The sequence below is a fragment of the Erwinia sp. AK-PDG3-5 genome (assembly GCF_056821705.1).
This window is the reverse complement of the sequence record NZ_CM165967.1, coordinates 3,078,017-3,104,365: the sequence shown is the minus strand read 5'-3', so window position 1 is coordinate 3,104,365 and position 26,349 is coordinate 3,078,017. Positions and strand designations below refer to the sequence as shown.

The 26,349-nt window shown below is 54.0% G+C and carries 19 protein-coding genes; 8 read left to right on the top strand and 11 right to left on the bottom strand.

Annotation, left to right across the window (positions count from 1 at the left end):
* Positions 1-45 precede the first annotated feature (45 nt).
* The 4 genes from ltaE to cspD all read right to left on the bottom strand — a co-directional run bounded on the left by ltaE (position 46) and on the right by cspD (position 4,407).
* Positions 46-1,047 carry a low-specificity L-threonine aldolase gene (gene ltaE, locus AC1UKS_RS14335; protein ID WP_482434163.1) on the bottom strand — a complete coding sequence of 334 codons (1,002 nt, stop codon included), beginning with the start codon at positions 1,045-1,047 and terminating at the stop codon, positions 46-48.
* 62 nt (positions 1,048-1,109) lie between these two features.
* Positions 1,110-2,831: a ubiquinone-dependent pyruvate dehydrogenase gene (gene poxB, locus AC1UKS_RS14330; protein WP_265911917.1), complete on the bottom strand. Its 1,722-nt coding sequence runs from the start codon at positions 2,829-2,831 to the stop codon at positions 1,110-1,112.
* A 123-nt stretch (positions 2,832-2,954) separates the two neighbouring features.
* The gene (locus tag AC1UKS_RS14325) at positions 2,955-3,854 is read right to left on the bottom strand and encodes a LysO family transporter (RefSeq protein ID WP_482434161.1); all 900 of its coding nucleotides are present in this window, start codon (positions 3,852-3,854) and stop codon (positions 2,955-2,957) included.
* A 325-nt stretch (positions 3,855-4,179) separates the two neighbouring features.
* Positions 4,180-4,407 carry a cold shock-like protein CspD gene (gene cspD / locus AC1UKS_RS14320; protein ID WP_013201507.1) on the bottom strand — a complete coding sequence of 76 codons (228 nt, stop codon included), beginning with the start codon at positions 4,405-4,407 and terminating at the stop codon, positions 4,180-4,182.
* Between the two features lie 318 nt (positions 4,408-4,725).
* Between cspD and clpS the strand changes: the two genes are divergently transcribed.
* Both clpS and clpA read left to right on the top strand, forming a co-directional pair.
* Positions 4,726-5,046, top strand: a complete 321-nt coding sequence (gene clpS / locus AC1UKS_RS14315; RefSeq protein WP_013201508.1) for an ATP-dependent Clp protease adapter ClpS — start codon at positions 4,726-4,728, stop codon at positions 5,044-5,046.
* Positions 5,047-5,074: 28 nt separating this feature from the next.
* Complete coding sequence (gene clpA, locus AC1UKS_RS14310; RefSeq protein ID WP_013201509.1) at positions 5,075-7,351, top strand: ATP-dependent Clp protease ATP-binding subunit ClpA; 2,277 nt, start codon at positions 5,075-5,077, stop codon at positions 7,349-7,351.
* A 92-nt stretch (positions 7,352-7,443) separates the two neighbouring features.
* Here the strand turns inward: clpA and infA are convergent, their stop codons facing one another.
* From infA to trxB, 5 genes are all read right to left on the bottom strand, one after another.
* The gene (gene infA / locus AC1UKS_RS14305; RefSeq protein ID WP_002211347.1) at positions 7,444-7,662 is read right to left on the bottom strand and encodes a translation initiation factor IF-1; all 219 of its coding nucleotides are present in this window, start codon (positions 7,660-7,662) and stop codon (positions 7,444-7,446) included.
* A 363-nt stretch (positions 7,663-8,025) separates the two neighbouring features.
* Positions 8,026-8,718 (bottom strand): leucyl/phenylalanyl-tRNA--protein transferase, encoded by a 693-nt coding sequence (gene aat / locus AC1UKS_RS14300; protein WP_482434159.1) that lies wholly within the window; start codon positions 8,716-8,718, stop codon positions 8,026-8,028.
* Between the two features lie 32 nt (positions 8,719-8,750).
* Entirely contained in the window at positions 8,751-10,478 is a 1,728-nt protein-coding gene (gene cydC / locus AC1UKS_RS14295) for a heme ABC transporter ATP-binding protein/permease CydC (protein WP_482434158.1), read from the bottom strand.
* Positions 10,475-12,244, bottom strand: coding sequence for a heme ABC transporter permease/ATP-binding protein CydD (cydD, locus tag AC1UKS_RS14290; RefSeq protein ID WP_482434156.1), 1,770 nt, complete (start codon positions 12,242-12,244; stop codon positions 10,475-10,477). The genes cydC and cydD overlap by 4 nt, the downstream gene beginning before the upstream one ends.
* A gap of 145 nt (positions 12,245-12,389) precedes the next feature.
* Positions 12,390-13,358, bottom strand: a complete 969-nt coding sequence (gene trxB / locus AC1UKS_RS14285; protein WP_013201513.1) for a thioredoxin-disulfide reductase — start codon at positions 13,356-13,358, stop codon at positions 12,390-12,392.
* Positions 13,359-13,886: 528 nt separating this feature from the next.
* Here trxB and lrp point away from each other — a divergent pair.
* From lrp to AC1UKS_RS14255, 6 genes are all read left to right on the top strand, one after another.
* A complete protein-coding gene (lrp, locus tag AC1UKS_RS14280) occupies positions 13,887-14,381 on the top strand; it encodes a leucine-responsive transcriptional regulator Lrp (RefSeq protein WP_013201514.1) in 495 nt (164 codons plus the stop codon).
* Between the two features lie 119 nt (positions 14,382-14,500).
* Complete coding sequence (locus AC1UKS_RS14275; protein WP_482434154.1) at positions 14,501-17,974, top strand: DNA translocase FtsK 4TM domain-containing protein; 3,474 nt, start codon at positions 14,501-14,503, stop codon at positions 17,972-17,974.
* A gap of 201 nt (positions 17,975-18,175) precedes the next feature.
* Positions 18,176-18,787, top strand: coding sequence for an outer membrane lipoprotein periplasmic chaperone LolA (gene lolA, locus AC1UKS_RS14270; protein ID WP_482434152.1), 612 nt, complete (start codon positions 18,176-18,178; stop codon positions 18,785-18,787).
* A 7-nt stretch (positions 18,788-18,794) separates the two neighbouring features.
* Positions 18,795-20,138 carry a replication-associated recombination protein A gene (locus AC1UKS_RS14265; protein WP_265911924.1) on the top strand — a complete coding sequence of 448 codons (1,344 nt, stop codon included), beginning with the start codon at positions 18,795-18,797 and terminating at the stop codon, positions 20,136-20,138.
* A 93-nt stretch (positions 20,139-20,231) separates the two neighbouring features.
* Positions 20,232-21,524 (top strand): serine--tRNA ligase, encoded by a 1,293-nt coding sequence (gene serS, locus AC1UKS_RS14260; RefSeq protein WP_013201518.1) that lies wholly within the window; start codon positions 20,232-20,234, stop codon positions 21,522-21,524.
* A 357-nt stretch (positions 21,525-21,881) separates the two neighbouring features.
* Positions 21,882-23,033 carry an MFS transporter gene (locus AC1UKS_RS14255; protein WP_482434150.1) on the top strand — a complete coding sequence of 384 codons (1,152 nt, stop codon included), beginning with the start codon at positions 21,882-21,884 and terminating at the stop codon, positions 23,031-23,033.
* A gap of 63 nt (positions 23,034-23,096) precedes the next feature.
* Here the strand turns inward: AC1UKS_RS14255 and pflA are convergent, their stop codons facing one another.
* Positions 23,097-23,837: a pyruvate formate lyase 1-activating protein gene (pflA, locus tag AC1UKS_RS14250; RefSeq protein WP_013201520.1), complete on the bottom strand. Its 741-nt coding sequence runs from the start codon at positions 23,835-23,837 to the stop codon at positions 23,097-23,099.
* Between the two features lie 157 nt (positions 23,838-23,994).
* On the bottom strand, positions 23,995-26,277 hold the full coding sequence (gene pflB / locus AC1UKS_RS14245) for a formate C-acetyltransferase (RefSeq protein WP_265911927.1): 2,283 nt from the start codon (positions 26,275-26,277) through the stop codon (positions 23,995-23,997).
* Between the last annotated feature and the right edge of the window lie 72 nt (positions 26,278-26,349).

Here is a 26,349-nt window from a genome sequence, read left to right as displayed (position 1 = left end):
GACAGTAAAAAGCCCATTCCCCGGGTGGGAGTGGGCTGTGAAGGGTTACGCGGCGAGGAACGCCTTCCACTGCGCCACCAGCGTTTCCAGCGCGTGGCGGTCGATATCCAGATGGGTCACCAGACGCGTGACCGCGCCGGTGCTGATCAGGATATTCTGCTGCTTCATCCACGCTTTCAACGGTTCAATCTGCGCGTCTGGCAGTCTTACAAACACCATATTGGTGTCCTGACGGGACACATCCACGCCAATCACTTTTAGCTGCTCAGCCAGCCAGGCGGCATTGTCGTGGTCGTCTTTCAGGCGGGCGACGTTATGTTCAAGTGCATAAAGGCCTGCAGCCGCCAGAATGCCTGACTGACGCATTGCGCCGCCGGTCATTTTACGCCAGCGACGGGCGCGCTGAATGTATTCGGCGCTGCCACATAGCAGTGACCCCACCGGCGTGCCCAGGCCTTTCGACAGGCAGATAGTCAGGGTGTCGCAGTAGCGCGTCAGGGCTTCCAGCTCAACCCCGAGTGCCACGCTGGCGTTAAAAATACGCGCACCGTCGACATGCAGTGCCAGCTTGTGCTGACGGGTGAATTCCCAGGCGTCTTTCAGATAGGCAATCGGCAGGACTTTACCATTATGGGTGTTCTCAAGGCTGAGCAGTTTGGTCATCGCGAAGTGGAAATCGTCAGGCTTGATAAACTGCGCCACGATATCCAGCGGAAGCGTGCCGTCAGCGGCCGCCAGAATCGGTTGTGGCTGAATGCTGCCCAACACTGCCGCACCACCAGCCTCGTACTTATAGTTATGCGCCAGCTGGCCGACAATATACTCCTCTCCACGCTGACAATGGCACAGCAGCGCGATCAGGTTAGCCTGGGTGCCCGTGGGTAAAAACAGGGCAGCTTCTTTGCCGGTTAACTGCGCGGCCCTGGCTTCAAGTGCATTGACCGTTGGGTCATCGCCGTAAACATCATCCCCGGTTTCTGCGGCCATCATCGCGGAAAGCATCGCCTGGCTGGGGCGGGTTACCGTATCACTGCGTAAATCAATCACACCTGAGCTCCTCTAATGAAAACGGACGCCGTAGCGTCCGTAAAAAAAGACCTGCAAATGTTTTACCGCAGCCAGTTGGTTTTTGCCAGTTCAACCACTTCGTCACCACGGCCATTAATCACCGCCCGCAGCATATACAGGCTGAAGCCTTTCGCCTGCTCCAGCTTGATTTGCGGCGGCATGGCCAGCTCATCTTTGGCGGTCACCACATCGACCAGCACCGGACCATCATGATTCAGTGCTTCCTGCAGGGCAGCATCAAGGTCTGAGGCGCGCTCCACGCGGATCCCTTTCACGCCACAGGCGGTGGCAATCTCCGCAAAATTCGGATTTTCGAGGTCGGTACCGTCAGTCAGATAACCGCCGGCCTTCATCTCCATCGCCACAAAGCCGAGGACGCTGTTGTTGAAGATCACCAGTTTCACCGGCAGTTTCAACTGAGCCACCGTGAGGAAATCACCCATCAGCATACTGAAGCCGCCATCGCCACACATTGCAATCACCTGACGTTGCTTGTCCAGCGATTGCGCGCCCAGAGCCTGTGGCATGGCGTTAGCCATCGAGCCATGGTTAAAAGAGCCAATTAACCGGCGTTTGCCGTTCATCTTCAGATAGCGTGCGGCCCAGACGGTCGGCGTACCGACGTCACAGGTAAATATGGCATCGTCGTCGGCAAAGCGACTCAACTGCTGGGCGACGTATTGTGGATGAATCGCCTGTTTGTCATTGGCGGTGGCCAGATTGTCCAGCTCTTTACGCGCATCGACATAATGCTCAAGGGCTTTATCAAGGAAGTCGCGATCCTGTTTAACTTCCAGCTGCGGTAACAGTGCGGCGAGCGTGGTTTTGATATCGCCAATTAACGCCATATCGACGTGACTGTGCGATCCAATGCTGCCCGGATTGATATCGATCTGAATGATTTTCGCATCGGCAGGATAGAACGCCCGATAAGGGAACTGCGTGCCCAGCAACACTAAGGTGTCCGCGTTCATCATCGCATGGAAGCCTGACGAGAAGCCGATCAGCCCGGTCATACCAACGTCATAAGGATTATCGTATTCCACATGCTCTTTGCCGCGCAGCGCGTGAACGATCGGCGCTTTCAGCGTCTCAGCCAGCTTGACGACTTCCGCATGCGCGCCGGCACATCCGCTGCCGCACATCAGGGTGATGTTCTGTGAATCATTCAGCAGTTCGGCCAGCCTGGCCATCTCAGTGGCTTGCGGTTGCACCACGGGCAACTGAGGCGGATACCAGTTAGCCGTCGCACCTTCCGGTGCCAGCTTCAGCGCGACATCACCCGGCAGCACCACCACGGACACACCGCGATTAAGAATGGCTTTGCGCATGGCGATGCCCAGTACCTGCGGTAACTGCTCCGGGTTGGAGACCAGCTCGCAGTAGTGGCTGCATTCGCGGAACAGTTCCTGCGGATGGGTTTCCTGGAAATAGCCGCTGCCAATTTCGCTGGAAGGAATGTGCGCGGCAATCGCCAGTACCGGTACGCGGTTGCGGTGACAGTCAAACAAGCCGTTGATCAGGTGCAGGTTGCCGGGGCCACAGGAACCGGCACACACCGCCAGTTCGCCGCTGATTTGTGCCTCGGCACCGGCGGCAAAGGCGGCCACTTCTTCATGGCGGGTGGGCATCCATTCGATGGTGCCCATTTTGTTCAGGCTGTCGCTCAGCCCGTTCAGGGAATCTCCGGTGACTCCCCAGATGCGTTTTACCCCGGCGCTTTCTAACGTTTTCGCCACAAGGGCGGCTACGGTCTGTTTCATGCCTTTCTCCGTTTGGCTTATCTCAAATTAGTCAGAGTAAAGCATAGACGAAGGCGGGGCGTTGTCAGGGCGAGGGCGGTAGTCAAACGTGCGGTTTACGGCAGCCCGCAGGCTGCCAGAGACTCAGGAGGAGAACAGCGCGATCAGTATGGGGGCAAACAGGCTCAGCAGAAAGCCGTGAACAATGGCCGCCGGTACGATCTCCGTTCCGCCGCTGCGTTGCAGCACGGGAAGGGTAAAATCCATTGAGGTAGCGCCACACAGCCCAAGCGCGCTTGAGCGGTGACGTGAGATCAGCGCCGGGATCAGCATTATCGCCAGCAGTTCGCGCAGCAGGTCGTTAAAGAACGCCGCGCTGCCAATCACCGGCCCGAAGGATTCAGTCATCAGAATGCCCGAAAGCGAATACCAGCCGAAGCCTGACGCCATCGCCATGCCGGTTTTTAGCGGCAGGCCAAGCAATAAGGCGGTCAGCACGCCTCCGACCATCGCGCTGAGGAACACCACCATCGCCACCATCAGGCCACGACGGTTGAGGAGGATCTGGCGCAGCGTCATGCCACTGCCGCGCAGCTGTAATCCGACCAGGAACAGCAAAAACAGCAGAGCGTACTCACTGGCCAGCGAGGCAAACTTCAGCGGCGCCCAGTGGCTCAGGCCCAGCACAAATCCAATCACCACCACACCGCACAGCTTTAATGAATCCAGCGCCATATGCAGCCGTGAAGGAAGGGCTTCCTGCCGGTGTTTGTGTGTCCACGGACGGCGTGATTCCAACAACCGCAGCGCCAGCAAATTACAGATCAAGATGCAGACCGCACTGACCGCGCAGTAATGGAAAATAGACAGCAGATTGCTGCTCAGATCGTCGAGAAAGGCCAGGCTGATGCCCATAAAAAACAGGATAACGTACACCATCCAGCTGAGAAGCTTATTTACCAGTCGCAGCAAAGAGGGCTTTTTAGTCGGCAGAATGTAGCCGAGGATCAAAGGAATAAGAATGATCAGCAATCCTGAATACATGGGGCAGGTCGTCCGTGGGGAGAATTTGTGGCGTCAAGCTAGCGAAAATTCTTAGCGGAGTAAAGCAAAGTTCCCGTCTTCACCGGGCCGCGTAGGGTTACCCGTACTGGATATGGAGCATTTCCTGTATAAGCTCGGATTTTCAGAGGGTTATGATGACACTGCTCCGTTGCCGGCCGGCGTAGCGATGAATTCTGAACTGGCTCCCTTGAAAAGAGGCGTAGCAGCCCAATCTTAAAGGTATTGCCGGACGTCAGTCATAAAAATGCCAGCGTGCATGGCTGGCATTTTACTGTAGGGTTGTTCAGAATGAGGTAAGGAAAGGTCAGGCACTGACTGCCATCGCCATTTCCACAGGGACAATGAGGCTGGCATGATTGCCCTTCGGTCCCTCATGCACATCAAACTGGACTTGTTGCCCGGCTTTTAGCGTTCTGTATCCATCCATCTTGATGGTCGAGTAGTGCGCGAAGATATCTTCGCCGCCACTGACTGGACAGATAAAGCCGAAGCCTTTGGCATTATTGAACCATTTAACAGTACCCGTCTCCATGCTTCTACTTCCCTCGCAAGACATTCGAATGAGTGAGGTGGCGAGGCTTAGAGCCTCTAAGCTGGTTAAAACGCATTCAGCTTATGCCTGTACTGTAGAGATTTGGCATAGAGCGTCAAGCAAATGGGGCGTTCAAACGGGGACGAAATCATCAAAATTTGAAGCAGTTAACGCTATTGCGAATTTTGTGATGGAGGTCGCGTAGCGGCAGTTTGCAGCAAGAAATCACCGGCGTGGGCCAACATTCTGGGCGTGTTAAACTTACCCTTAAAAATGTTAGTCTGACCTGAGTAAGTAACGTGTTGAGATTGGGTACGTATGGCAAACACTAACGATTGGCTTAACTTTGAACACCTTGCAGATGACAAGCTCCGTGAAGGGCTTAAGCCACCTTCGATGTATAAAGTTATTCTGAACAATGACGATTATACACCTATGGAATTTGTTATTGACGTACTGCAAAAGTTCTTTTCTTATGATACTGAACGTGCAACGCAACTGATGCTTGCGGTCCACTACCAGGGAAAGGCGATCTGCGGTGTCTATACTGCTGAAGTGGCAGAGACCAAAGTCGCTCATGTAAATAAGTACGCCAGGGAGAACGAGCATCCGTTGCTGTGTACGCTGGAAAAAGCCTGAATAAGGCGATCTATTGGGGGAGGTGCCTATGCTCAATCAAGAACTGGAACTCAGTTTAAATATGGCTTTCGCCAGAGCGCGCGAGCACCGTCATGAGTTTATGACTGTCGAGCATTTGTTACTGGCATTGCTCAGTAACCCGTCGGCCCGCGAGGCGTTAGAAGCCTGCACGGTCGATATTGTGGCTCTCCGGCAGGAGCTCGAAGCCTTCATCGAACAAACCACCCCGGTCTTGCCGGTCAGCGAAGAAGAGCGCGACACTCAGCCGACGCTCAGTTTCCAACGCGTATTACAACGCGCCGTATTCCACGTGCAGTCATCCGGTCGTAGCGAAGTTGCGGGTGCTAACGTCCTGGTCGCGATTTTCAGCGAGCAGGAGTCACAAGCCGCTTATCTGCTGCGTAAGCACGAAGTCAGCCGTCTTGATGTGGTTAACTTCATTTCCCACGGGACGCGTAAAGATGAACCGGGTCCGGCGTCAGGTGCGGAAAACCCGGTTAACGAAGAGCAGGCAGGCGGGGAGGATCGTATGGAAAACTTCACCACCAATCTTAATCAGCTTGCTCGCGTAGGTGGGATTGACCCACTGATCGGGCGCGATAAAGAACTGGAGCGTACTGTTCAGGTACTTTGCCGTCGTCGTAAAAATAACCCGTTACTGGTGGGTGAGTCTGGCGTAGGTAAAACCGCCATTGCGGAAGGTCTGGCCTGGCGCATTGTGCAGGGTGACGTGCCGGAAGTGATGAAAGATGCCACGATTTATTCGCTGGATATCGGTTCACTGTTGGCGGGCACCAAATACCGTGGTGATTTTGAAAAACGTTTCAAAGCGCTGTTAAAACAGCTTGAGCAGGACACCAGCAGCATTCTGTTTATCGATGAGATCCATACCATCATTGGTGCCGGTGCTGCATCAGGTGGCCAGGTTGACGCCGCTAACCTGATCAAGCCGCTGCTCTCCAGCGGGAAAATTCGCGTGATGGGTTCCACAACCTATCAGGAATTCAGCAACATCTTTGAAAAAGACCGTGCGCTGGCTCGCCGTTTCCAGAAGATCGACATTACCGAACCTTCTGTCGACGAAACCGTGCAAATCATCAATGGTCTGAAGCCGAAATACGAAGCTCACCACGATGTGCGCTACACCGCGAAAGCGGTCAGAGCCGCCGTGGAGCTGGCGGTGAAATACATCAACGACCGTCATCTGCCAGATAAGGCGATTGACGTGATTGATGAGGCGGGCGCTCGCGCACGTCTGATGCCGGTCAGCAAGCGTAAGAAAACGGTTAACGTGTCGGATATCGAATCTGTGGTGGCCCGCATTGCGCGTATTCCAGAGAAGAGTGTTTCTGCCACCGACCGTGACACGCTGAAAACCCTGAGCGATCGTCTGAAAATGCTGGTATTTGGCCAGGATGATGCGATTGAGGCCTTAACCGAAGCGATCAAAATGAGTCGCGCCGGATTGGGTCAGGATCGTAAACCTGTCGGTTCGTTCCTGTTTGCGGGCCCTACGGGCGTCGGTAAAACTGAGGTGACCGTTCAGCTAGCGAAAGCGCTGGGCATTGAGCTGCTGCGTTTCGATATGTCGGAATACATGGAACGTCACACCGTCAGCCGTTTGATTGGTGCGCCTCCAGGCTATGTTGGTTTCGATCAGGGCGGCCTGCTGACGGATGCGGTGATTAAGCATCCACACGCGGTAGTTCTGCTTGATGAAATCGAGAAAGCACACCCGGATGTCTTTAACCTGCTGTTGCAGGTGATGGATAACGGTATGCTGACCGATAACAACGGCCGTAAAGCCGATTTCCGTAACGTGGTGGTGGTGATGACCACTAACGCCGGCGTCAGGGAAACTGAGCGTAAGTCAATCGGCCTTATCCATCAGGATAACAGCACCGATGCGATGGAAGAGATCAAAAAGATCTTTACGCCAGAATTCCGTAACCGTCTGGACAATATTATTTGGTTTAAACACCTCGATACCGAGGTTATCCATCAGGTTGTCGACAAGTTTATTGTCGAACTGCAGGCGCAGCTGGATGCGAAAGGCGTGTCGCTGGAAGTCAGCGATGATGCCCGGGACTGGCTGGCAGCGAAAGGGTACGATAAAGCGATGGGCGCTCGTCCAATGGCGCGTACCGTGCAGGAATGCCTGAAGAAACCGCTGGCAAACGAACTGCTGTTTGGTTCGCTGGTGGATGGCGGCTCCGTGTCGGTGGCTCTCGATAAAGAGAAAAATCAGCTGACCTATGACTTCGTTAGCGCTGAGAAGCGTAAAACGGTTGGGTCAGAACACTAAGCTGTTCGATAGTTAGAAAAAAGGCCGGATATGATATCCGGCCTTTTTTTATGGGTGCTGCGGCTACGGGCGGCAGCACGGCTGAATGCTAATTAGCGACTACGGAAGACAATGCGGCCTTTGCTCAGGTCGTACGGGGTCAGCTCAACAGTGACTTTGTCGCCCGTCAGGATGCGGATATAGTTTTTACGCATTTTACCGGAGATGTGAGCGGTAACCACGTGTCCATTTTCTAACTCAACGCGGAACATGGTGTTAGGTAACGTATCCAGTACGGTACCCTGCATTTCAATATTGTCTTCTTTGGCCATCGAATCCTCTAGGTGTTACAACCTTAGTTTTGAACCGGCAAGATAATGCCGAATTTCAAGTATTATGTAAAGAATTGTTGGTGATTTCACCAGCATCAACCCCTCTGTTACGCGTTTCGCGCAGAGGAGCTCACGATTAAAAATGTGCAGTGTACGACGTCAGCGTGGGGGAAATGCGGGCTAAAAATGGGTCTCGCATTCGCTCCTGTGCGCAATGCAAACCGAAAGACAAAGTGCGTTAATATTCCCAGCCAGGCCAATCCCGGCTCGCCAGTGACAGGAGGCGATGGGCGGACGACATACCAAACGCGCATATTATATCACTGTTATCCACTCTTGCGTGGAAAACATCGTTTAATCCCACTAAAAAAGGGTCTGCGGCCGCCAACAGTCCGCTGAAAGCGGCTGATCTGCCAGCGAGTTGACCTGATGCAGGTAATCCGCACGGCCTATCTCCTCAGCGCCAAGCGAAGCGGTATGCGGGTTCAGCACCTGGCAGTCGATCATTTTACCGCCTTGCTGCTGAAAATAGTGGCTGAATACCAACAAGGCGGTTTTTGAGGCATTTTCTCGCCGGCTGAACATCGATTCGCCACAAAAGATCTGTCCCAGCGCCAGCCCGTACATGCCGCCAACCAGTTCATTCTCATGCCAGACCTCAATCGACTGCGCATGTCCTGCCTCAAACAGCTTCAGCCAGGCGCGGCGAACTTCATTAGTTATCCATGTCCCTTCTTCACGATTGCTGGCACAGCCTTCGATAACATCATAAAAGCTGTGATTAAGCGTCACGCGGTAAGGTGACTGCTGATGAAAACGCTTCATGCTGCGGCTGAGGTGGAAGTTTTGTGGATAAAGCACCGCGCGCGGATCGGGCGACCACCACAGAATGGGATCCCCTGGTGAGAACCAGGGGAAAATGCCACGATGGTAGGCACTCAGCAGGCGGGCAGGGCTGAGATCGCCACCCATTGCCAGCAGACCGTTAGGTTCACGCAGTGCCATTTCCGGCGGTGGAAAATTGAGTGACTCCCTTGAGAGTTGGATCAGGCGCATGTTAACAGCCTCTGCGGCACGAGAGGCTATGACTATAGCGCAAACCGCTGGTGGAAATACCAGTAGCGACCGCGTTTTGAGATTAATTCGACATGATTTCCCTGCTCAATGATCCTGCCGCTATCCATAATGCAAATTTTGTCGAACTGCTTCAGGCCTTGCAGGCGGTGAGTCACCATAATCATCGTTTTGTCTTTGGCCACCTCGTGAAGTAATGCCAGAATTTGCTGCTCTGTTTCAGCATCAAGGCCTTCGGTCGGTTCATCCAGCAGCCATAAATCACCGTTATGCAGTAATGCACGCGCAAGACCCAGCCTTCTTAACTCGCCACCGGAGAGCTGGCGTCCACCTTCCCCCAGCCAGGCATTCAGCCCCAAATCATCCTGCAGCAACCCTCCAAGACCCACCTGGTTAAGGACTCCCACCAGTTGCGCGTCGCTGCTTTCCGCTGAGGCCAGCAGCAGATTTTCCCGCAGCGTGTTACTGAAAAGGTGAACACGCTGCGTGACCACGCTGGTGGCCGCACGCAGAGAAGCTTCATCCCACTGCTGTAGTGGCTGCCCGTTGAGGAGCAGGCTACCATGCTGTGGATCCCAGGCGCGGGTAAGAAGCTGGAGGAGTGTCGATTTACCGCAGCCCGTTCTGCCCAACAGCGCGACATGTTCACCTTTGGTAACGTTCAGAGAGAGGCAGTCCAGCGCAGGATGATGATTGCCATAGCTGAAGCTCAGATCCTTGATGCTCAGGGAAACGCCTTCGCGTGCTGGAAGGGGAGTGTTGGCAAAATGCACCGCGGGTTGCTGGTTAATCACTTCAGAAACCCGTGTCGCCGACGCCATCACCTGCCCCAGGTGCAGAAACGCGCCGCCGACCGGCGCTAGCGCTTCAAACGCCGCCAGAGCACAAAATACAAACAGGGCAATAAAGGCGCCAGGCTCCGTCAAATGACCGATGCCGCCCGCGCTCAGCCATAAGATCAGCACCACGGTAAAGCCGGTAATCAACGTCAGTAACCCCTGAGAGAGTCCCATCAGGCTGGCCTGACGTTGCTGCGCAGCCATCCAGCGTGCTTCAGTCTCGTCAAGATTCTGGCGGAAGAGTTTAGCCGCTCCGTATAGTGCCAGTTCTGCCTGAGCCTGTAGCCAGTCGGTCAGCTGACTACGGTATTGACCGCGTAATGCGGTCAGAGCGATACCTGCCGGCCGGCCTGCGCGATAAAACAGCGGTGGAAGCAATAGCAGCGTCAGTAACATCAGACCGCCCAATATCACCGCCAGATGCCAGTCCAGCCAGCTCAGGCCAACGGTGACTATAAGAATCACCACTAAAGCGCCAAACAATGGCGAGATGACGCGCAAATAAAGATGGTCAAGCGTATCGACATCAGCAACCAGTCTGTTTAGCAGATCACCTTTACGGTAGCCGCTTAAGCCGGCAGGGGAGAGCGGTAGCAGTTTGCTAAAGGTAAACACCCGCAGATGCTGAAGGACTCTGAATGTGCCATCGTGGCTGACCAGGCGCTCGAAATAGCGTGCTGCTGTGCGGGCTATCGCTGCACCCCTGACGCCAGCCGCTGGCAGCATGTAGTTGAAGCTGTATAAGCCGGCAAAGCCGGCCACTGAGCAAGCGGCCAGGAACCAGCCGGAAAGCGTTAACAGACCGATGCTGGCCAGCAGGGTAACAATGGCCAGCACAATTCCCAATGACAGCCGCCAGATATGACGGCGATAAAGGGCCAGAAACGGCATTAACGTTTTCATTCTATGGTCTCCTGACGCCTGGCAGCCAGTTCGGCAAAAGCACCGGGCGAACGCATAAGTTCAGCTTGGTCACCTTGCTGCAGGATTTTGCCGTTGCGCATCAGCCAGATTTCATCCCAGCGGCCCAGTTGATCCAACTGGTGGGTGATCATTAAGGTGGTCTGGCTGAAGGAGGCGGCCAGCAAGGCTTCATTAACCCGCTGTTCACTGCGACTGTCGAGGCTTGAACCGGGCTCATCAAGTAACAGGAAATGGCAGGACTTATACAGCGCCCTGGCCACCGCAACACGTTGCGCCTGACCGACTGACAGGGAAGATGCCTGCTCACCGATTTCACTTTCCAGCCCATTCGGCAACTGTGAAAGAAACTCTTTTACGCCGGCCTGCTGGCAAACGTTCTCAAGCTTGATCGGGTCAACCCGTCCGGCCAGCACAATATTCTGCCGCAACGTTGCCGCAGGGAGGTGAGGGTTCTGTCCAACCCAGGCAAGTTGCTTTTGCCAGAACTCCGGCGAGATTTCACGCAGTTCAGTCCCATTGACCCGCAGCGAGCCCTGGTAGGGCAGAAAACCCAGCAGCACGTTAAGCAGCGAGGTCTTACCCGCACCGCTTTGCCCGACCAGCGCCACGCGCATGTCAGGAAGCAAGGTGAAATTCAAGGGTCCAGCCAGTACCTTGCCATCCGGGGAAAAGATCTGCAGTTCCTGTGCCTCGAAAGTCAGGCCATCCTGCGTATCAATCACCTTTTCGCCTTGTGAAGAGGTCAGGGTTTCGCTTTGATTCAGAAAGGTTTCCAGTGCATCCGCGCCGCCGACGGCCTGCGCTTTGGCATGATAAAACGCGCCGAGATCGCGGAGTGGTTGGAAGAACTCCGGCGCGAGGATCAACGCAAGGAATCCGGCAAACAGCGTAACGCCGGAGCCATAATGGCCAAAATTGAGTTCGCCGAGGTATGAGAAGCCGAAATAGACCGCCACAACGGCGATCGACAGTGAGGCGAAGAACTCAAGCACGGCGGAAGAGAGGAAAGCCAGGCGCAGGACTTCCATGGTTCGTTGACGGAAATCTTCCGATGACTGGCGAATGCTCTCGGTTTCCGCTTCGGCACGATGGAACAGCCGTAAGGTTTCCAGCCCACGTAAACGATCGAGGAAATGGCCACTGAGCCTGGCCAGCGCTTGAAAGTTACGCCGATTGGCATCCGCCGCGCCCATACCGACCAGCGCCATAAACAGCGGTATCAGCGGCGCGGTACACAGCAAAATGAGCGCAGCGGCCCAGTTTACAGGGAACAGGGCAATCAGAATAAAGCAGGGGATAAATACGGACAGCAGCATCTGCGGCAGATAGCGGGAATAGTAATCCTGCATATCTTCGATTTGTTCCAGCAGCAGCGTGGCCCAACTGCCCGCAGGTTTACCCTGGATCCAGGCGGGTCCCAATGCACTGAGCTGGTTGAGGACCGTACGTCGGAGCGTGGTTCGGATAGCTTTGCCGCATTCGAATCCCACTTTTTCGCGTAACCAGGCCAACGCACCGCGCAGCACGAAACAGCCGAACAGCAGCACGAACGGGGTGACTAAGGCTTCTCGTGGCGTGTGATCAACAATTAACGCCTGGAGCAGTGAGGCCAGCAGCCACGCCTGACAGACAACCAGCAGGGCGCTTAACATGCCAAGCATCAGAGAGAGCCGTAACCAGCGCTTACCCAGCCCGGTTTGGCTTTTTAACCAACGGAGTAACTGTTGCTGCCGTGTTTTGTTCATGCTTTTCCAACTGAGCGTTAGACGAAAGAGGAGAAAACATCCCTGCTAAAAACAGGGGGATTGGCTGGCAATGTTACAATGCGGAAAGCAAAAAGGCGACCAGTTGAGGTCGCCTTTGGCAAGATTGATGCAGAGTGTTAACAACTCACTGAGAGTTTTTAACTAATCCATCGAGGAAGCGTTCTGCATCCAAAGCCGCCATACAACCGGTACCGGCTGAGGTGATCGCCTGACGGTAGATATGATCCATCACATCACCCGCGGCGAACACGCCTGGAATGCTGGTCTGAGTCGCATTGCCCTGCAGACCCGACTGGACTTTGATGTACCCATTTTCCAGCTCAAGCTGATCTTTGAAGATGCCGGTGTTCGGGCTATGCCCGATGGCGACAAACAGACCGGCTACATTCAGCTCTTCGGTCTGCTGATCGTCCAGCGCAGAGCGCAGTCGCAGCGAGCTGACACCCATTTGATCGCCAATCACTTCATCCAGCGTCTGGTTAGTGTGCAGCACGATGTTGCCGTTGCGCACTTTTTCCATCAGACGGTCGATAAGGATTTTTTCCGCGCGGAAGCTGTCGCGGCGGTGAATCAAATGCACTTCTGCGGCGATGTTCGCCAGATAAAGCGCTTCTTCAACGGCGGTATTCCCGCCGCCGATCACCGCAACTTTCTGGTTACGGTAGAAGAAACCATCGCAGGTTGCACAGGCTGAAACGCCGCGTCCTTTGAACGCTTCTTCTGACGGCAAGCCCAGATAGCGGGCAGAGGCGCCGGTAGCGATGATCAAAGCATCAGCAGTATATTCCGCGCTGTCACCGGTTAATCTGAACGGGCGCGTCTGCAGATCGACCGTATGAATGTGGTCGAAAATGATCTCGGTGTTGAATTTCTCTGCATGCTCCTGCATACGTTCCATCAACGCCGGCCCGGTCAGATCGTTCGGGTCACCCGGCCAGTTTTCAACTTCGGTGGTGGTGGTCAACTGACCGCCTTTTTCCAGGCCGGTGATTAAAACCGGATTCAAATTGGCGCGCGCTGCGTAAACGGCAGCGGTGTAACCAGCCGGGCCTGAGCCCAGGATAAGTAATTTACTGTGTTTGGCCGTGCTCATGAGACCCTCATTATTTGTCTGGCAAACATTTTTCGATTGTAGGGAATTTAACGCGGCAACAAAAGCATTCTGCGATTTTGTTAACGATGACTGCGAAAGGTTTGACCAATGGACCCTTTCACCTTGCGGGCGAGTTGTGCGCTATTTTGGGGCAAACGCTGACGCCTGACAGTGCAATGCCCTGAAAATATCCATTTAAAAACAGTCACGCAGCGATACTTCTGGCATGTTGTACTGGTTTTAGTTGTTTTGCTTTGACAATCGGCTGCGCTTTTGCGAAAACAGTGTAGGAAGCAGAGGGGATTTAGGCTGGCAAAACAGATTTTCATTCCATGTTTTGGCACGCTGGCCGAATAAACTCAGTCTGTCATTGGTCATGACGCATGGTGTGGACAGACAACATGCGTCATACGGATGGGCGTTTTGCAAGAAGCGCAGCAGGCTCCTGACTTCACTTAGAACAACCCTGCACATCGAATGCGCCAGGGTATGGCAAGTAAAGGGAAGGCATTAAGAGAGACAATAATAATGGTAGACAATAAAAAACGACCTGGTAAAGATCTGGACAGGATCGACCGCAACATCCTTAACGAACTGCAAAAGAATGGTCGAATTTCTAACGTCGATCTTTCCAAGAGTGTGGGTTTATCCCCGACACCCTGCCTTGAACGTGTCCGTCGCCTCGAGCGCCAGGGATTTATCCTTGGTTATACCGCGCAGTTGAATCCACACTATCTGGACGCGTCACTGCTGGTATTCGTTGAGATTACTCTGAATCGTGGCGCACCGGATGTGTTTGAGCAATTTAACGCCGCCGTACAAAAACTTGAGGAAACTCAAGAGTGTCATCTTGTTTCAGGCGATTTTGACTATCTGCTGAAAACCCGTGTTCCTGATATGTCGGCTTACCGTAAATTACTGGGCGAGACCCTGCTACGTCTGCCAGGCGTGAACGATACGCGGACCTATGTCGTCATGGAAGAAGTGAAACAAAGTAACCGCTTAGTCATTAAAACGCGGTAACACAGGGCAGGTGCAAAACCTGATAGTTTTCGGTACACTCCTGTGAATTCATACAGGTTCAGCGTCGGGCTCGCCCGGCGCTGTTGCCTCCATAGTTTACAGGCCCCTGGAGAGTACTCTTGAGCCAGGAATACACAGAAGATAAAGAAGTATCCTTGCAACCGCTTAGCAGTGGGCGTCGTCTGCTCGAAGCGTTGTTGATTGTTGTGGCTCTTTTTGCCGTTTATCTGATGGCAGCGTTGGTGAGCTTCAATCCTTCCGATCCCAGCTGGTCCCAGACCGCCTGGCATGAACCTATCCACAATGTGGGCGGCGGCATTGGCGCCTGGCTTGCGGATACCCTGTTCTTCATTTTTGGTGTGATGGCCTATGCCATTCCTCCGGTCATTTTGGGCCTTTGTTGGATTACTTTCCGACAGCGCCACTCTCAGGAATTCATTGATTACTTCGCAGTCGCTCTGCGCCTGATTGGCGTGCTGGCTTTGGTTATCACCTCATGCGGCCTTGCGGCGTTGAATGCTGATGACATTTGGTACTTCGCCTCGGGTGGCGTGATTGGCAGCCTGCTGAGTAATGCCATGGCGCCATGGTTCAGCAGCGCCGGCGGCACCTTGACGCTGCTGTGCATCTGGGCTGCGGGATTAACGCTCTATACCGGTTGGTCCTGGCTCACTATCGCTGAGAAAATCGGTGGTGTGGTGATGGGCGTGCTGACCTTTGCCAGTAATCGTTCGCGTAACGATGAGCGCTGGCATGATGATGAAGACGAACAGGGCGAAGCGGCTACGGCTACGCCTGTTCTGAAGCAAAGCGCCCGCGGCGAAGAAGATGATGTGCTGCTGTCTGCGCCGAAGAAAATACTGCAGGATGATGAGCATGAAGAAGCGGACAACGATCCGCTTCTGAGCAAATCGGCTGCAGCTGCGGCGCCATTGGCTGCGGCTGCTCATGCTGAAGCGGCTCCTGCTGCCCCGGTTTCTCCGGTCGCCAGGGTTAAGCCTGCGCAAGTCCCCGCTGAGCCTGCTTATGCTCCTGCTCAGGCGGCGACTGCCGAGCCTGTTACGTCTATGCCAGTAGCACAAACGCCTGAACTTTACCGCTTTGAAATGCCGGAGGAGACTACACCTGCACCTTCAGTGCAGGTGGATGACGAAGATGAAGGGCCACGCATGGGGAACTGGCGAGACAGTTCTTCACCATTCGACTTCTCTGCTCCGCAGTCCACTCAGCCAACCGATATGGCTGCTGGCACGCAGGGTATCGTAGCTGCGGCTAAAGTCGCGGCAGCGTCCGCGCCGTTTATGCCGGGATTCAGTGCGACCAGTGAGGCGCCGCTTAACCCTCAGGTTAAGCAGGGCATCGGCCCGGCATTGCCGCGTCCTAACCCGGTTAAATTGCCAACGCGTCGTGAACTGGCTTCTTATGGCATCAAATTGCCTTCTCAGCGTATGGCTGAAGAGAAGGCGAAAGAAGAGCAGGAACTGCTGGGATCCACCTCCGCCACTCTGCCCGCTGCGGATGAAGATGCGATGGAGTTTGAAGAGGCCCATCTGCGCGAGGCCTTTATGGCTCAGCAGCAGACGCGCTATGGCGAAGAGTTCGCTGAAGATGATGAAGCCGCTCTGCAACAGGCTGCATTGGCTCGTCAGTTTGCTGAACAACAGCAGCAACGCTATGGCGAAGAGGAGCAGCAGCAGGCTCCGTCCTTCAAACTGGATACCGCCGGAGCGTTCGACTTCTCTCCAATGGATGATTTGGTGGATGACGGCCCAAGCGAGCCGCTGTTTACCTTGCCAGCAGAGACCGATAAGGCCGCAGAGCAGTGGCAACAGCACAGTTCTACGCCTGAACATGCGCCCGTACAGCAACCCGTCACGCCATCATGGCAGACGCCTCCGGCTCAACCGGTCGCGCAGCAGCCACAGGCACCGGTCGCTCCTTCATGGCAGACGCCTCCGGCTCAGCCGGTAGCACAGCAGCCACAGGCACCCGTTGCTCCATCATGGCAGGCTCCTCAGGAAGCAGCGCCTGAGCCAGAACCGGCGAAACCAGCTGAAGATAGCTTGTTCCACCCGTTCCTTGTGCGTCATGAGCAACGTCTGGAACGCCCAACCACACCGTTGCCTTCGCTTGATTTGTTGACCGAACCGCCGATTGAAGCTGAACCTGTCGATATGTTTGCCCTGGAGCAAATGGCCCGACTGGTTGAGGCCCGTCTGGCTGATTACCGCGTGAAAGCCGAAGTGGTTGGCATCTCACCAGGTCCGGTCATTACGCGTTTCGAACTGGATTTAGCACCGGGCGTGAAAGCGGCCCGTATTTCTAACCTGTCTCGTGACCTTGCCCGATCGCTCTCAGCCGTTGCTGTCCGCGTGGTGGAAGTGATCCCTGGCAAGCCGTATGTTGGCCTGGAGCTGCCTAATAAGCATCGCCAGACGGTCTATATGCGTGAAGTGTTGGAGTGCGCTAAATTCCGCGATAATCCCTCACCGCTTGCCGTGGTATTGGGCAAAGATATTTCGGGGCAGCCGGTGATTGCGGATTTGGCCAAGATGCCTCACCTGCTGGTGGCCGGTACCACCGGTTCTGGTAAGTCGGTTGGCGTTAACGCCATGATTATCAGCATGCTGTATAAGGCCTCGCCGGAAGACGTGCGCTTTATCATGATCGACCCGAAAATGCTGGAACTGTCGGTCTATGAAGGCATTCCTCATCTGCTGACCGAAGTCGTTACCGACATGAAAGACGCCGCCAATGCGCTGCGCTGGAGTGTCGGTGAGATGGAACGTCGTTATAAGCTGATGTCGGCGCTGGGTGTGCGTAATCTGGCTGGCTACAATGAGAAGGTGGCTCAGGCTGAAGCGATGGGGCGTCCAATTCCGGATCCATTCTGGAAACCGGGGGACAGCATGGATGCCACGCCGCCGGTGCTGGAAAAACTGCCGTATATCGTGGTGCTGGTCGATGAGTTCGCCGACCTGATGATGGCGGTGGGCAAAAAAGTTGAAGAGCTGATTGCCCGCCTGGCACAGAAAGCGCGTGCCGCAGGGATCCACCTGGTTCTGGCGACACAGCGTCCGTCGGTCGATGTGATTACGGGTCTGATCAAGGCTAACATCCCAACGCGTATTGCGTTCACCGTTTCAAGCAAGATCGACTCCCGTACAATTCTCGATCAGGCAGGCGCTGAATCGCTGCTGGGAATGGGTGACATGCTTTATATGCCACCAAACTCCTCGATGCCTGTGCGTGTTCATGGTGCCTTTGTGCGCGATGAGGAAGTTCACGCCGTTGTGCAGGACTGGAAGGCGCGCGGTCGTCCGCAATACATCGAAAGCATCACCGCTGGCGAAGAGAGCGAAGGCGGTCTGACGCTGGATGGTGATGAAGAGCTGGATCCGCTGTTCGATCAGGCCGTTGGCTTTGTGGTGGAGAAACGTCGTGCGTCTATTTCTGGCGTGCAGCGTCAATTCCGCATCGGCTATAACCGTGCGGCGCGCATTATCGAACAGATGGAAGCACAGGGGATTGTCTCTTCACCGGGCCATAACGGTAACCGTGAAGTGCTTTCCCCTCCGCCACATGAGATGTAAGTCGGCTGTCAGGTCAGTTTTGCCTTAAAATACGGGCCGGGGAGACCCGGCCCGTTGAGTTTGCGGGGCTTATCCCCATATCAGACAGTATTGCCAGTTTCATTCAGGGGATCCCCTGTTGATTTCGCTAGTGCCTGGCTACAGTTATCCTCCCAGGCTTCCCCGCTTATCGGGATAAAAAGTTTTAATAAGGATGCCCTAATGAAAAAATTATTGATCTCCTGCTGTCTGCTGACCGCCTTTGCTTCTGCCAGTGTACTGGCCGATGCGTCCTCAGACCTGCAGCAGCGTCTGGACAAAGTGAAGAGCTTCCACGCCAGCTTCACGCAGAAAGTCACTGACGGTAGCGGACAGTCCGTTCAGGATGGGGAAGGTGAGCTGTGGGTTAAACGCCCGAACCTGTTTAACTGGCATATGACCGCACCGGACGAAAGCGTGCTTATTTCTGATGGCAAAACGCTGTGGTTCTATAACCCGTTTGTTGAGCAGGTCAGTGCAACCTGGCTGAAAGACGCCACCAGTAACACGCCGTTTATGCTGATCGCGCGCAATCAGGGCAGCGACTGGAAGCAGTACAACATTAAGCAGCAGGGCGACAGCTTCGACCTGACCCCTAAATCTACCGATGGCAACCTGAAGCAGTTCACCATCAATGTTTCCACTAACGGCACCATAAACCAGTTCAGCGCCGTGGAGCAGGATGGACAGCGCAGCAGCTATGCACTGAAGAGCCAGCAAAATGGGGCTGTTGAAGCCAGTAAGTTCCAGTTCACACCGCCAAAAGGCGTGACGCTGGACGATCAGCGTCAGTGAGGTTAGCGTGAATACTCTGTCTCTGGATTTCTCCCACAATGAATTTCAGCCTCTGGCCGCCCGTATGCGGCCAGCAACGCTGGCAGAATATATTGGGCAGCAGCACCTGCTGGCTGCCGGTAAGCCTCTGCCACGCGCTATCGAGGCTGGGCATCTGCATTCGATGATCCTGTGGGGGCCGCCAGGCACAGGAAAAACCACGCTGGCCGAAATTATCGGCCGCTACGGCCAGGCTGATGTGGAACGCATCTCCGCTGTGACTTCAGGCGTAAAAGAGATCCGCGAAGCCATCGAGCGTGCGAGGCAAAACCGCGATGCCGGACGTCGCACCATCCTGTTTGTCGATGAAGTTCACCGTTTCAACAAAAGTCAGCAGGATGCGTTTCTGCCGCATATTGAAGATGGCACCATCACCTTTATCGGTGCCACAACGGAAAACCCGTCGTTTGAGCTAAATTCAGCACTGCTTTCCCGTGCCCGCGTCTATCTTCTGAAATCGCTAACCAGTGAAGACATCGAAATCGTGCTCGATCAGGCAATGAAAGACGGCGATCGCGGTTATGGCAAAGAGAATATCGTTCTGCCTGAGGGGACGCGCAGGATGATTGCCGAACTGGTTAACGGCGATGCTCGCCGTGCGCTAAACACGCTGGAGATGATGGCCGATATGGCCGAGGTCAACAGCAAAGGCAAGCGGGAGCTGACGGCTCAACTGCTGAACGAAGTGTCAGGCGAACGCAGCGCCAGGTTCGATAATAAAGGCGATCGCTTTTACGATCTGATTTCGGCACTGCATAAATCGGTACGTGGTTCAGCACCTGATGCCGCCCTGTACTGGTATGCCCGTATTATTACCGCGGGTGGCGATCCGCTGTACGTTGCCCGTCGCTTGCTGGCAATCGCCTCGGAGGATGTGGGGAATGCCGATCCCCGGGGAATGCAGGTCGCTATTTCCGCCTGGGACTGTTTCACTCGCGTTGGGCCAGCGGAAGGGGAACGTGCGATTGCCCAGGCTATCGTCTATCTGGCTTGTGCGCCTAAGAGCAACGCGGTTTATACCGCGTTCAAAGCCGCGATGCGCGACGCAAAAGATAATCCAGATTTCGATGTGCCTGAGCATCTACGAAACGCGCCGACAAAGCTGATGAAAGAAATGGGGCTGGGTGCGGAATACCGATATGCCCACGACGAGCCGAATGCCTATGCGGCCGGTGAGGACTACTTCCCCTCTGAAATGGCACAAACGCGGTACTACCGACCGACTTCCAGAGGTCTTGAAGGGAAGATCGGTGAAAAGCTAGCCTGGCTGGCTGAGCAGGATCAAAATAGCCCGACAAAACGCTACCGTTGACACTGACGTTGCGGTAAGGTTAGCAAGGAATTCAACGCATTCGCACGTCGGATGCGCCCCTCATTTACTCACTCGAATAATCACAGGACAAGCATGCTCGATCCCAATCTGCTGCGTAATGAGCCAGACGCAGTCGCTGAAAAACTGGCACGCCGGGGCTATAAGCTTGACGTTGACACGCTGCGTTCGCAGGAAGAGCGCCGTAAAGTTCTGCAGGTCGAAACCGAAACACTGCAGGCAGAACGTAACTCCCGATCCAAATCTATCGGGCAGGCCAAGGCGCGTGGGGAAGACATCGAGCCATTACGTCAGGAAGTGAACGCGCTGGGCGAAAGCCTGGATGCGGCCAAAGCGGAACTGGACGAACTGCTGAACGCCATTCGTGAAATGGCTTCTGCTATCCCGAATATCCCGGTTGATGAAGTACCACTGGGTAAAGACGACAGTGAAAACCTCGAAGTCAGCCGCTGGGGAACCCCGCGTGAATTTGATTTCGCCGTTCGCGATCACGTCGAACTGGGTGAAATGGCTTCCGGTCTGGATTTCGCCATGGGTGCCAAACTGACAGGTTCACGCTTTGTGGTGATGCAGGGTCAAATTGCGCTGATGCACCGTGCGCTGAGCCAGTTTATGCTGGATCTGCACACCGAGCAGCACGGCTATCTGGAAACTTACGTACCTTACCTGGTGAACCATGCGTCTTTGCACGGCACCGGCCAGCTGCCTAAGTTCGGTGAAGACCTGTTCCACACTCGTCCGCTGGAAGAAGAAGCGTCCAGCAGCGATTATGCGCTGATCCCGACTTCAGAAGTACCGCTGACCAATATGGTTCGCGATGAAATTCTGGAAGAAGAGTCTCTGCCGCTGAAGTTCACCGCACATACACCTTGCTTCCGTTCAGAAGCCGGTGCCTATGGTCGTGATACCCGTGGTCTGATCCGTATGCACCAGTTCGATAAAGTTGAAATGGTGCACATTACCCGTCCGGAAGATTCCATGGATGCTCTGGAAGAACTGGTCGGACACGCGGAGAAAGTGCTTCAGCTGCTGGAACTACCATACCGTAAAGTGCTGCTTTGCACCGGTGATATGGGCTTTGGCTCATGCAAAACTTACGATCTGGAAGTGTGGCTGCCAGCGCAGGACACCTACCGCGAAATCTCTTCCTGTTCGAATATGGGCGATTTCCAGGCGCGTCGCATGCAGGCTCGTTGCAGACCGAAAACCGAGAAGAAAACCCGCCTCGTTCATACCCTTAACGGGTCTGGTCTGGCAGTGGGTCGTACGCTGGTTGCGGTGCTGGAAAACTACCAGCAGGCTGACGGTCGCATCGCGGTGCCTGAGGTTCTGAAGCCGTATATGAAAGGTCTGGAGTTCGTCGGTTAATCTCTGACGTGATTTTGCTAAAAAGCCTGCTGGTTACGCCCGCAGGCTTTTTTTGTTTAAGGCCCGGCGTATAGCAAAAATCGCCTGCATCGCCACGGCAATATTTTTTAATCAAAGTAATCGATAGGGCAGGAAAATCATTTGATTATGAGACCAGGGTATAAATAAAAGCATCATAATTTCAATTGGTTAATCGCGCCCCGTAAATCAGTCTCTTCCATGCCACTTTGGCATGATTAGTAATTTAAATCATCGCTAATCCCTTTGGGCTTCAGCCTTTTTTTGCCAGATTGACTTTTATTCCGGCAGTGGCATTATGCGCGCAAAATCATCTCTTCTTTTGGTCGTTCCGCCACTATGTCCACCTGGTCTCGCCCTGTTATTGTGCTGCTTTGCGGCCTTCTGCTACTAACGATTTCGATCGCCGTGCTGAATACGCTGGTGCCGCTTTGGCTCACGCACGATTTCCTGCCAACGTGGCAGGTTGGGGTGGTCAGTTCTTCTTACTACACCGGCAATCTTGCAGGCACTCTGGTTGCAGGGTGGGCAATCAAACGACTGGGCTTTAACCGCAGCTATTACATCGCTTCAGTGCTCTTTGCGCTGGCTACCGCCGCGTTAGGGCTGGAAAGCGGTTTCTGGGTTTGGGCTATGTGGCGTTTTGTAGCCGGAATTGGCTGCGCACTGATTTGGGTTATCGTTGAAAGCGCCTTGCTCTGCAGTGGAACGCTGCGCAATCGTGGTCAGCTGCTGGCTGCCTATATGATTGTCTACTATATCGGTACCGTTGCCGGTCAGCTGTTGGTGAGTAAGGTTTCCACAGAACTGCTGCATGTTCTGCCGTGGGTGACCGGTATAATCGTGGCGGCTATCCTGCCGCTGGTCTTCACTAAAGTGACAGCTAAAGGGGACGACACGGAAGCCGCACCAGGACGTATGTGGCCAATGCTGCGCCGTCGTAGCGCGCGTTTGGGTATCAACGGCTGCATCATCTCCGGCATCCTTCTTGGTTCGTTATATGGTCTGATGCCGCTGTATCTCTCCCATCAGGGGATGAATGATTCCACGGTGGGATACTGGATGGCTTTGATGGTCAGCGCCGGAATAGTCGGGCAATGGCCTGTGGGTCGCCTGGCCGATCGTTACGGCCGTCTGCTGGTGCTGCGCGTTCAGGTGTTTGTGGTTATCCTCGGCGCCTTTGCGATGTTGGGTAATGCGGCAATGGCACCTGCGCTGTTTGTGTTGGGTTGTGCCGGCTTTACGTTGTATCCGGTTGCCATGTCCTGGGCGTGTGAAACGGTCGCTCATCATGAGCTGGTCGCAATGAATCAGGCTCTGTTACTGAGCTATACCGTGGGCAGTCTGCTTGGCCCGGCGATGACCTCAATGCTGATGCAAAACTATTCTGACCCTGTTCTGTTTATGATGATTGCCGCAGTGGCCTTTGTCTATTTGGTGATGCTGCTGCGTAAATCTGATAAACAAGCCACGCCATTCGCGCAAGCCTGATACTGCGTACGCAATAAAAATGGCGCCATTCGGCGCCATTTTTGTTTGTGCAGTTTGAGAGGATCAGTACATCACCTTGTGGCCGTAACCTTCAAGAATGGATTTAACCCGGTCCATCGTTTCCGCCTTCGGTGGATGCACGCCGTCCAGTTTGTACTCCTCACCCATCGCGACCCATTTATGCTTGCCTAATTCGTGATAAGGCAGCAGCTCGATTTTTTCCACGTTGCCCATATCACGGGTGAATTCACCCAGACGGTGTGCGGAATCATCATCATCAGAATAACCAGGCACCACAACATAACGGATCCAGGTGCGGATTTTCTTCTTAGCCAGATAGCGGGCGAAATCCAACGTGCGGTGGTTTGAAACCCCCACCAGGACCTGGTGAACATCATCATTGATCTGCTTCAGATCCAGCATCACCAGATCGGTCACTTCCAGCAGTTCATCAATGACCGGGTCATAGCGACGGACAAAACCGTTGGTATCAAGGCAGGTATTGATGCCTTCAGCGTGGCAGGCTCGGAACCAGTCCCGCACAAACTCCGCCTGTAAAATTGCTTCTCCGCCTGAAGCCGTCACGCCGCCGCCGGACGCATTCATAAAGTGACGATAAGACACCACGTCCTTCATCAATTCCTCAACGGTAATCTCTTTACCGCCATGGGTATCCCAGGTGTCACGATTGTGGCAGTAGAGGCAGCGCATCAGGCAGCCCTGGAAGAAGGTGATAAAGCGGATGCCGGGACCGTCTACAGTCCCGCAAGATTCAAATGAGTGGATACGGCCGGTGACTGACATTGCGATGAGTTCTCCACGGTAGACCTGGCTTTAGCAGGTACGCAGTCTTTAGCTACGTTAAGTCTGTTTTGCCAGCGGTCTGGTTGGACGGTCAGGCTGCTGGCAAACAAGGCTTTTGAAAAGGCTCCACCGTAGTGGAGCCTTACTGCTTCACTAATTACATACTCTTAGTGAAGGTACGGGTGATCACATCCTGCTGCTGCTCTTTAGTTAATGAGTTAAAGCGAACGGCATAACCCGATACGCGAATGGTCAGCTGCGGATATTTTTCCGGATCTTCCATCGCTTCTAACAGCATCTCTCGGTTCATCACGTTGACGTTGAGGTGCTGACCGCCTTCGATATTGGCTTCATGGTGGAAGTAACCATCCATCAGACCAGCCAGGTTCGCTTTACGCACATCATCATCTTTGCCTAACGCATTCGGCACGATGGAGAAGGTGTAAGAGATCCCGTCTTTCGCGTAGGCAAACGGCAGTTTAGCGACCGATGTCAGTGAAGCGACCGCACCTTTCTGATCGCGACCGTGCATTGGGTTAGCACCTGGTCCAAATGGTGCGCCAGCGCGACGACCATCAGGTGTGTTACCGGTTTTCTTACCATACACCACGTTAGAGGTGATGGTGAGCACAGACTGAGTAGGAACGGCGTTACGGTAAGTCTGCAGTTTCTGAATTTTTTTCATGAAACGTTCAACCAGGTCGCAGGCAATGTCATCTACACGGGAGTCGTTGTTACCAAACTGCGGATATTCGCCTTCAATTTTGAAGTCAACAGCCAGACCATCTTCATCACGAATGGTGGAAACTTTCGCATATTTGATAGCCGACAGGGAGTCAGCCGCAACGGAAAGACCAGCGATACCACACGCCATAGTGCGATAAACATCACGGTCATGCAGTGCCATCAGTGAGGCTTCATAGCTGTATTTGTCATGCATATAGTGAATAACGTTCAGCGCAGTCACATACTGTTTGGCCAGCCAGTCCATAAAGTGATCCATACGATCCATCACTTTATTGTATTCCAGCACGTCGTCCATCATTGGCGCTTCTTTCGGGCCCACCTGCATTTTCATTTTTTCATCCACGCCGCCGTTGATGGCATACAGCATGGTTTTAGCAAGGTTGGCACGGGCACCGAAGAACTGCATTTGTTTGCCGACAATCATCGGGCTTACACAACAGGCGATGGCATAGTCATCGTTGTTGAAGTCAGGGCGCATCAAATCGTCGTTTTCATACTGAACGGAAGAGGTGTCGATCGAGACTTTCGCCGCAAATTTCTTAAAGTTCAACGGCAACTTTTCAGACCACAGAATGGTCATGTTCGGTTCCGGTGAAGGACCCATAGTGTATAGGGTATTCAGGAAACGGAAGCTGCTTTTGCTCACCAGCGTACGGCCATCTACGCCCATACCCGCCAGGGATTCTGTCGCCCAGATTGGGTCTCCCGAGAACAGTTCATCGTATTCCGGCGTACGCAGGAAGCGAACCATCCGCAGTTTCATCACCAGGTGGTCAATCAGTTCCTGCGCATCGGTCTCAGTAATTTTACCTGCCTGCAGATCCCGTTCGATGTAGATATCCAGGAAGGTAGAAACACGGCCGAACGACATTGCTGCACCGTTCTGAGATTTCACTGCGGCCAGATAACCGAAGTAAGTCCACTGTACCGCTTCCTGCGCCGTTTTCGCCGGGCCAGAAATGTCACAACCGTATTTTGCTGCCATCTCTTTGATTTGCTGCAGCGCATGATGTTGGTCAGCAATCTCTTCACGCAGACGGATAGTGGCTTCAAGGTTTACGCCATTTTCCATATCTGCTTGCAGCGAGGTGAACTGCGCAAATTTGTCTTTCATCAGCATGTCGATGCCGTACAGGGCAACACGACGGTAGTCACCGATGATGCGACCGCGACCATACGCATCTGGCAGGCCGGTAAGCACGCCAGATTTACGGCAGCGCAGGATGTCCGGTGTGTAGACGTCAAACACGCCCTGGTTATGGGTTTTACGGTATTCGGTGAAGATTTTTTTCAGGCCTGGATCCAGTTCACGACCGTAAACTTTACAGGAGCCTTCCACCATTTTGATGCCGCCGTAAGGGATCAGGCCGCGTTTTAATGGCGCTTCAGTCTGCAAACCCACGATGGTTTCCAGTTTTTTATTGATGTAGCCCGCATCATGAGAGGTGATGGTTGAAGCCAGGTCGGTATCAAAATCTACTGGCGCATGGGTACGGTTTTCCTGTTTGATGCCTTCCATTACCTTGTCCCACAGTGATGTGGTGGCTGCGGTGGCACCGCTCAGGAAGGATTCATCACCTTCATACGGGGTATAGTTTTTCTGAATGAAGTCACGAACGTCAATGCTGTTCTGCCATTCGCCTTGTGCAAAGCTTTCCCAGGCCGCGACCTGTTTTTCGTTGTGCTCGCTCATTTGATACCTACCTTAATTACGTGGAGTTCTGGTGTTCCTGCTGCCAGCCATCAGCACCAGGCGCTAAATCAG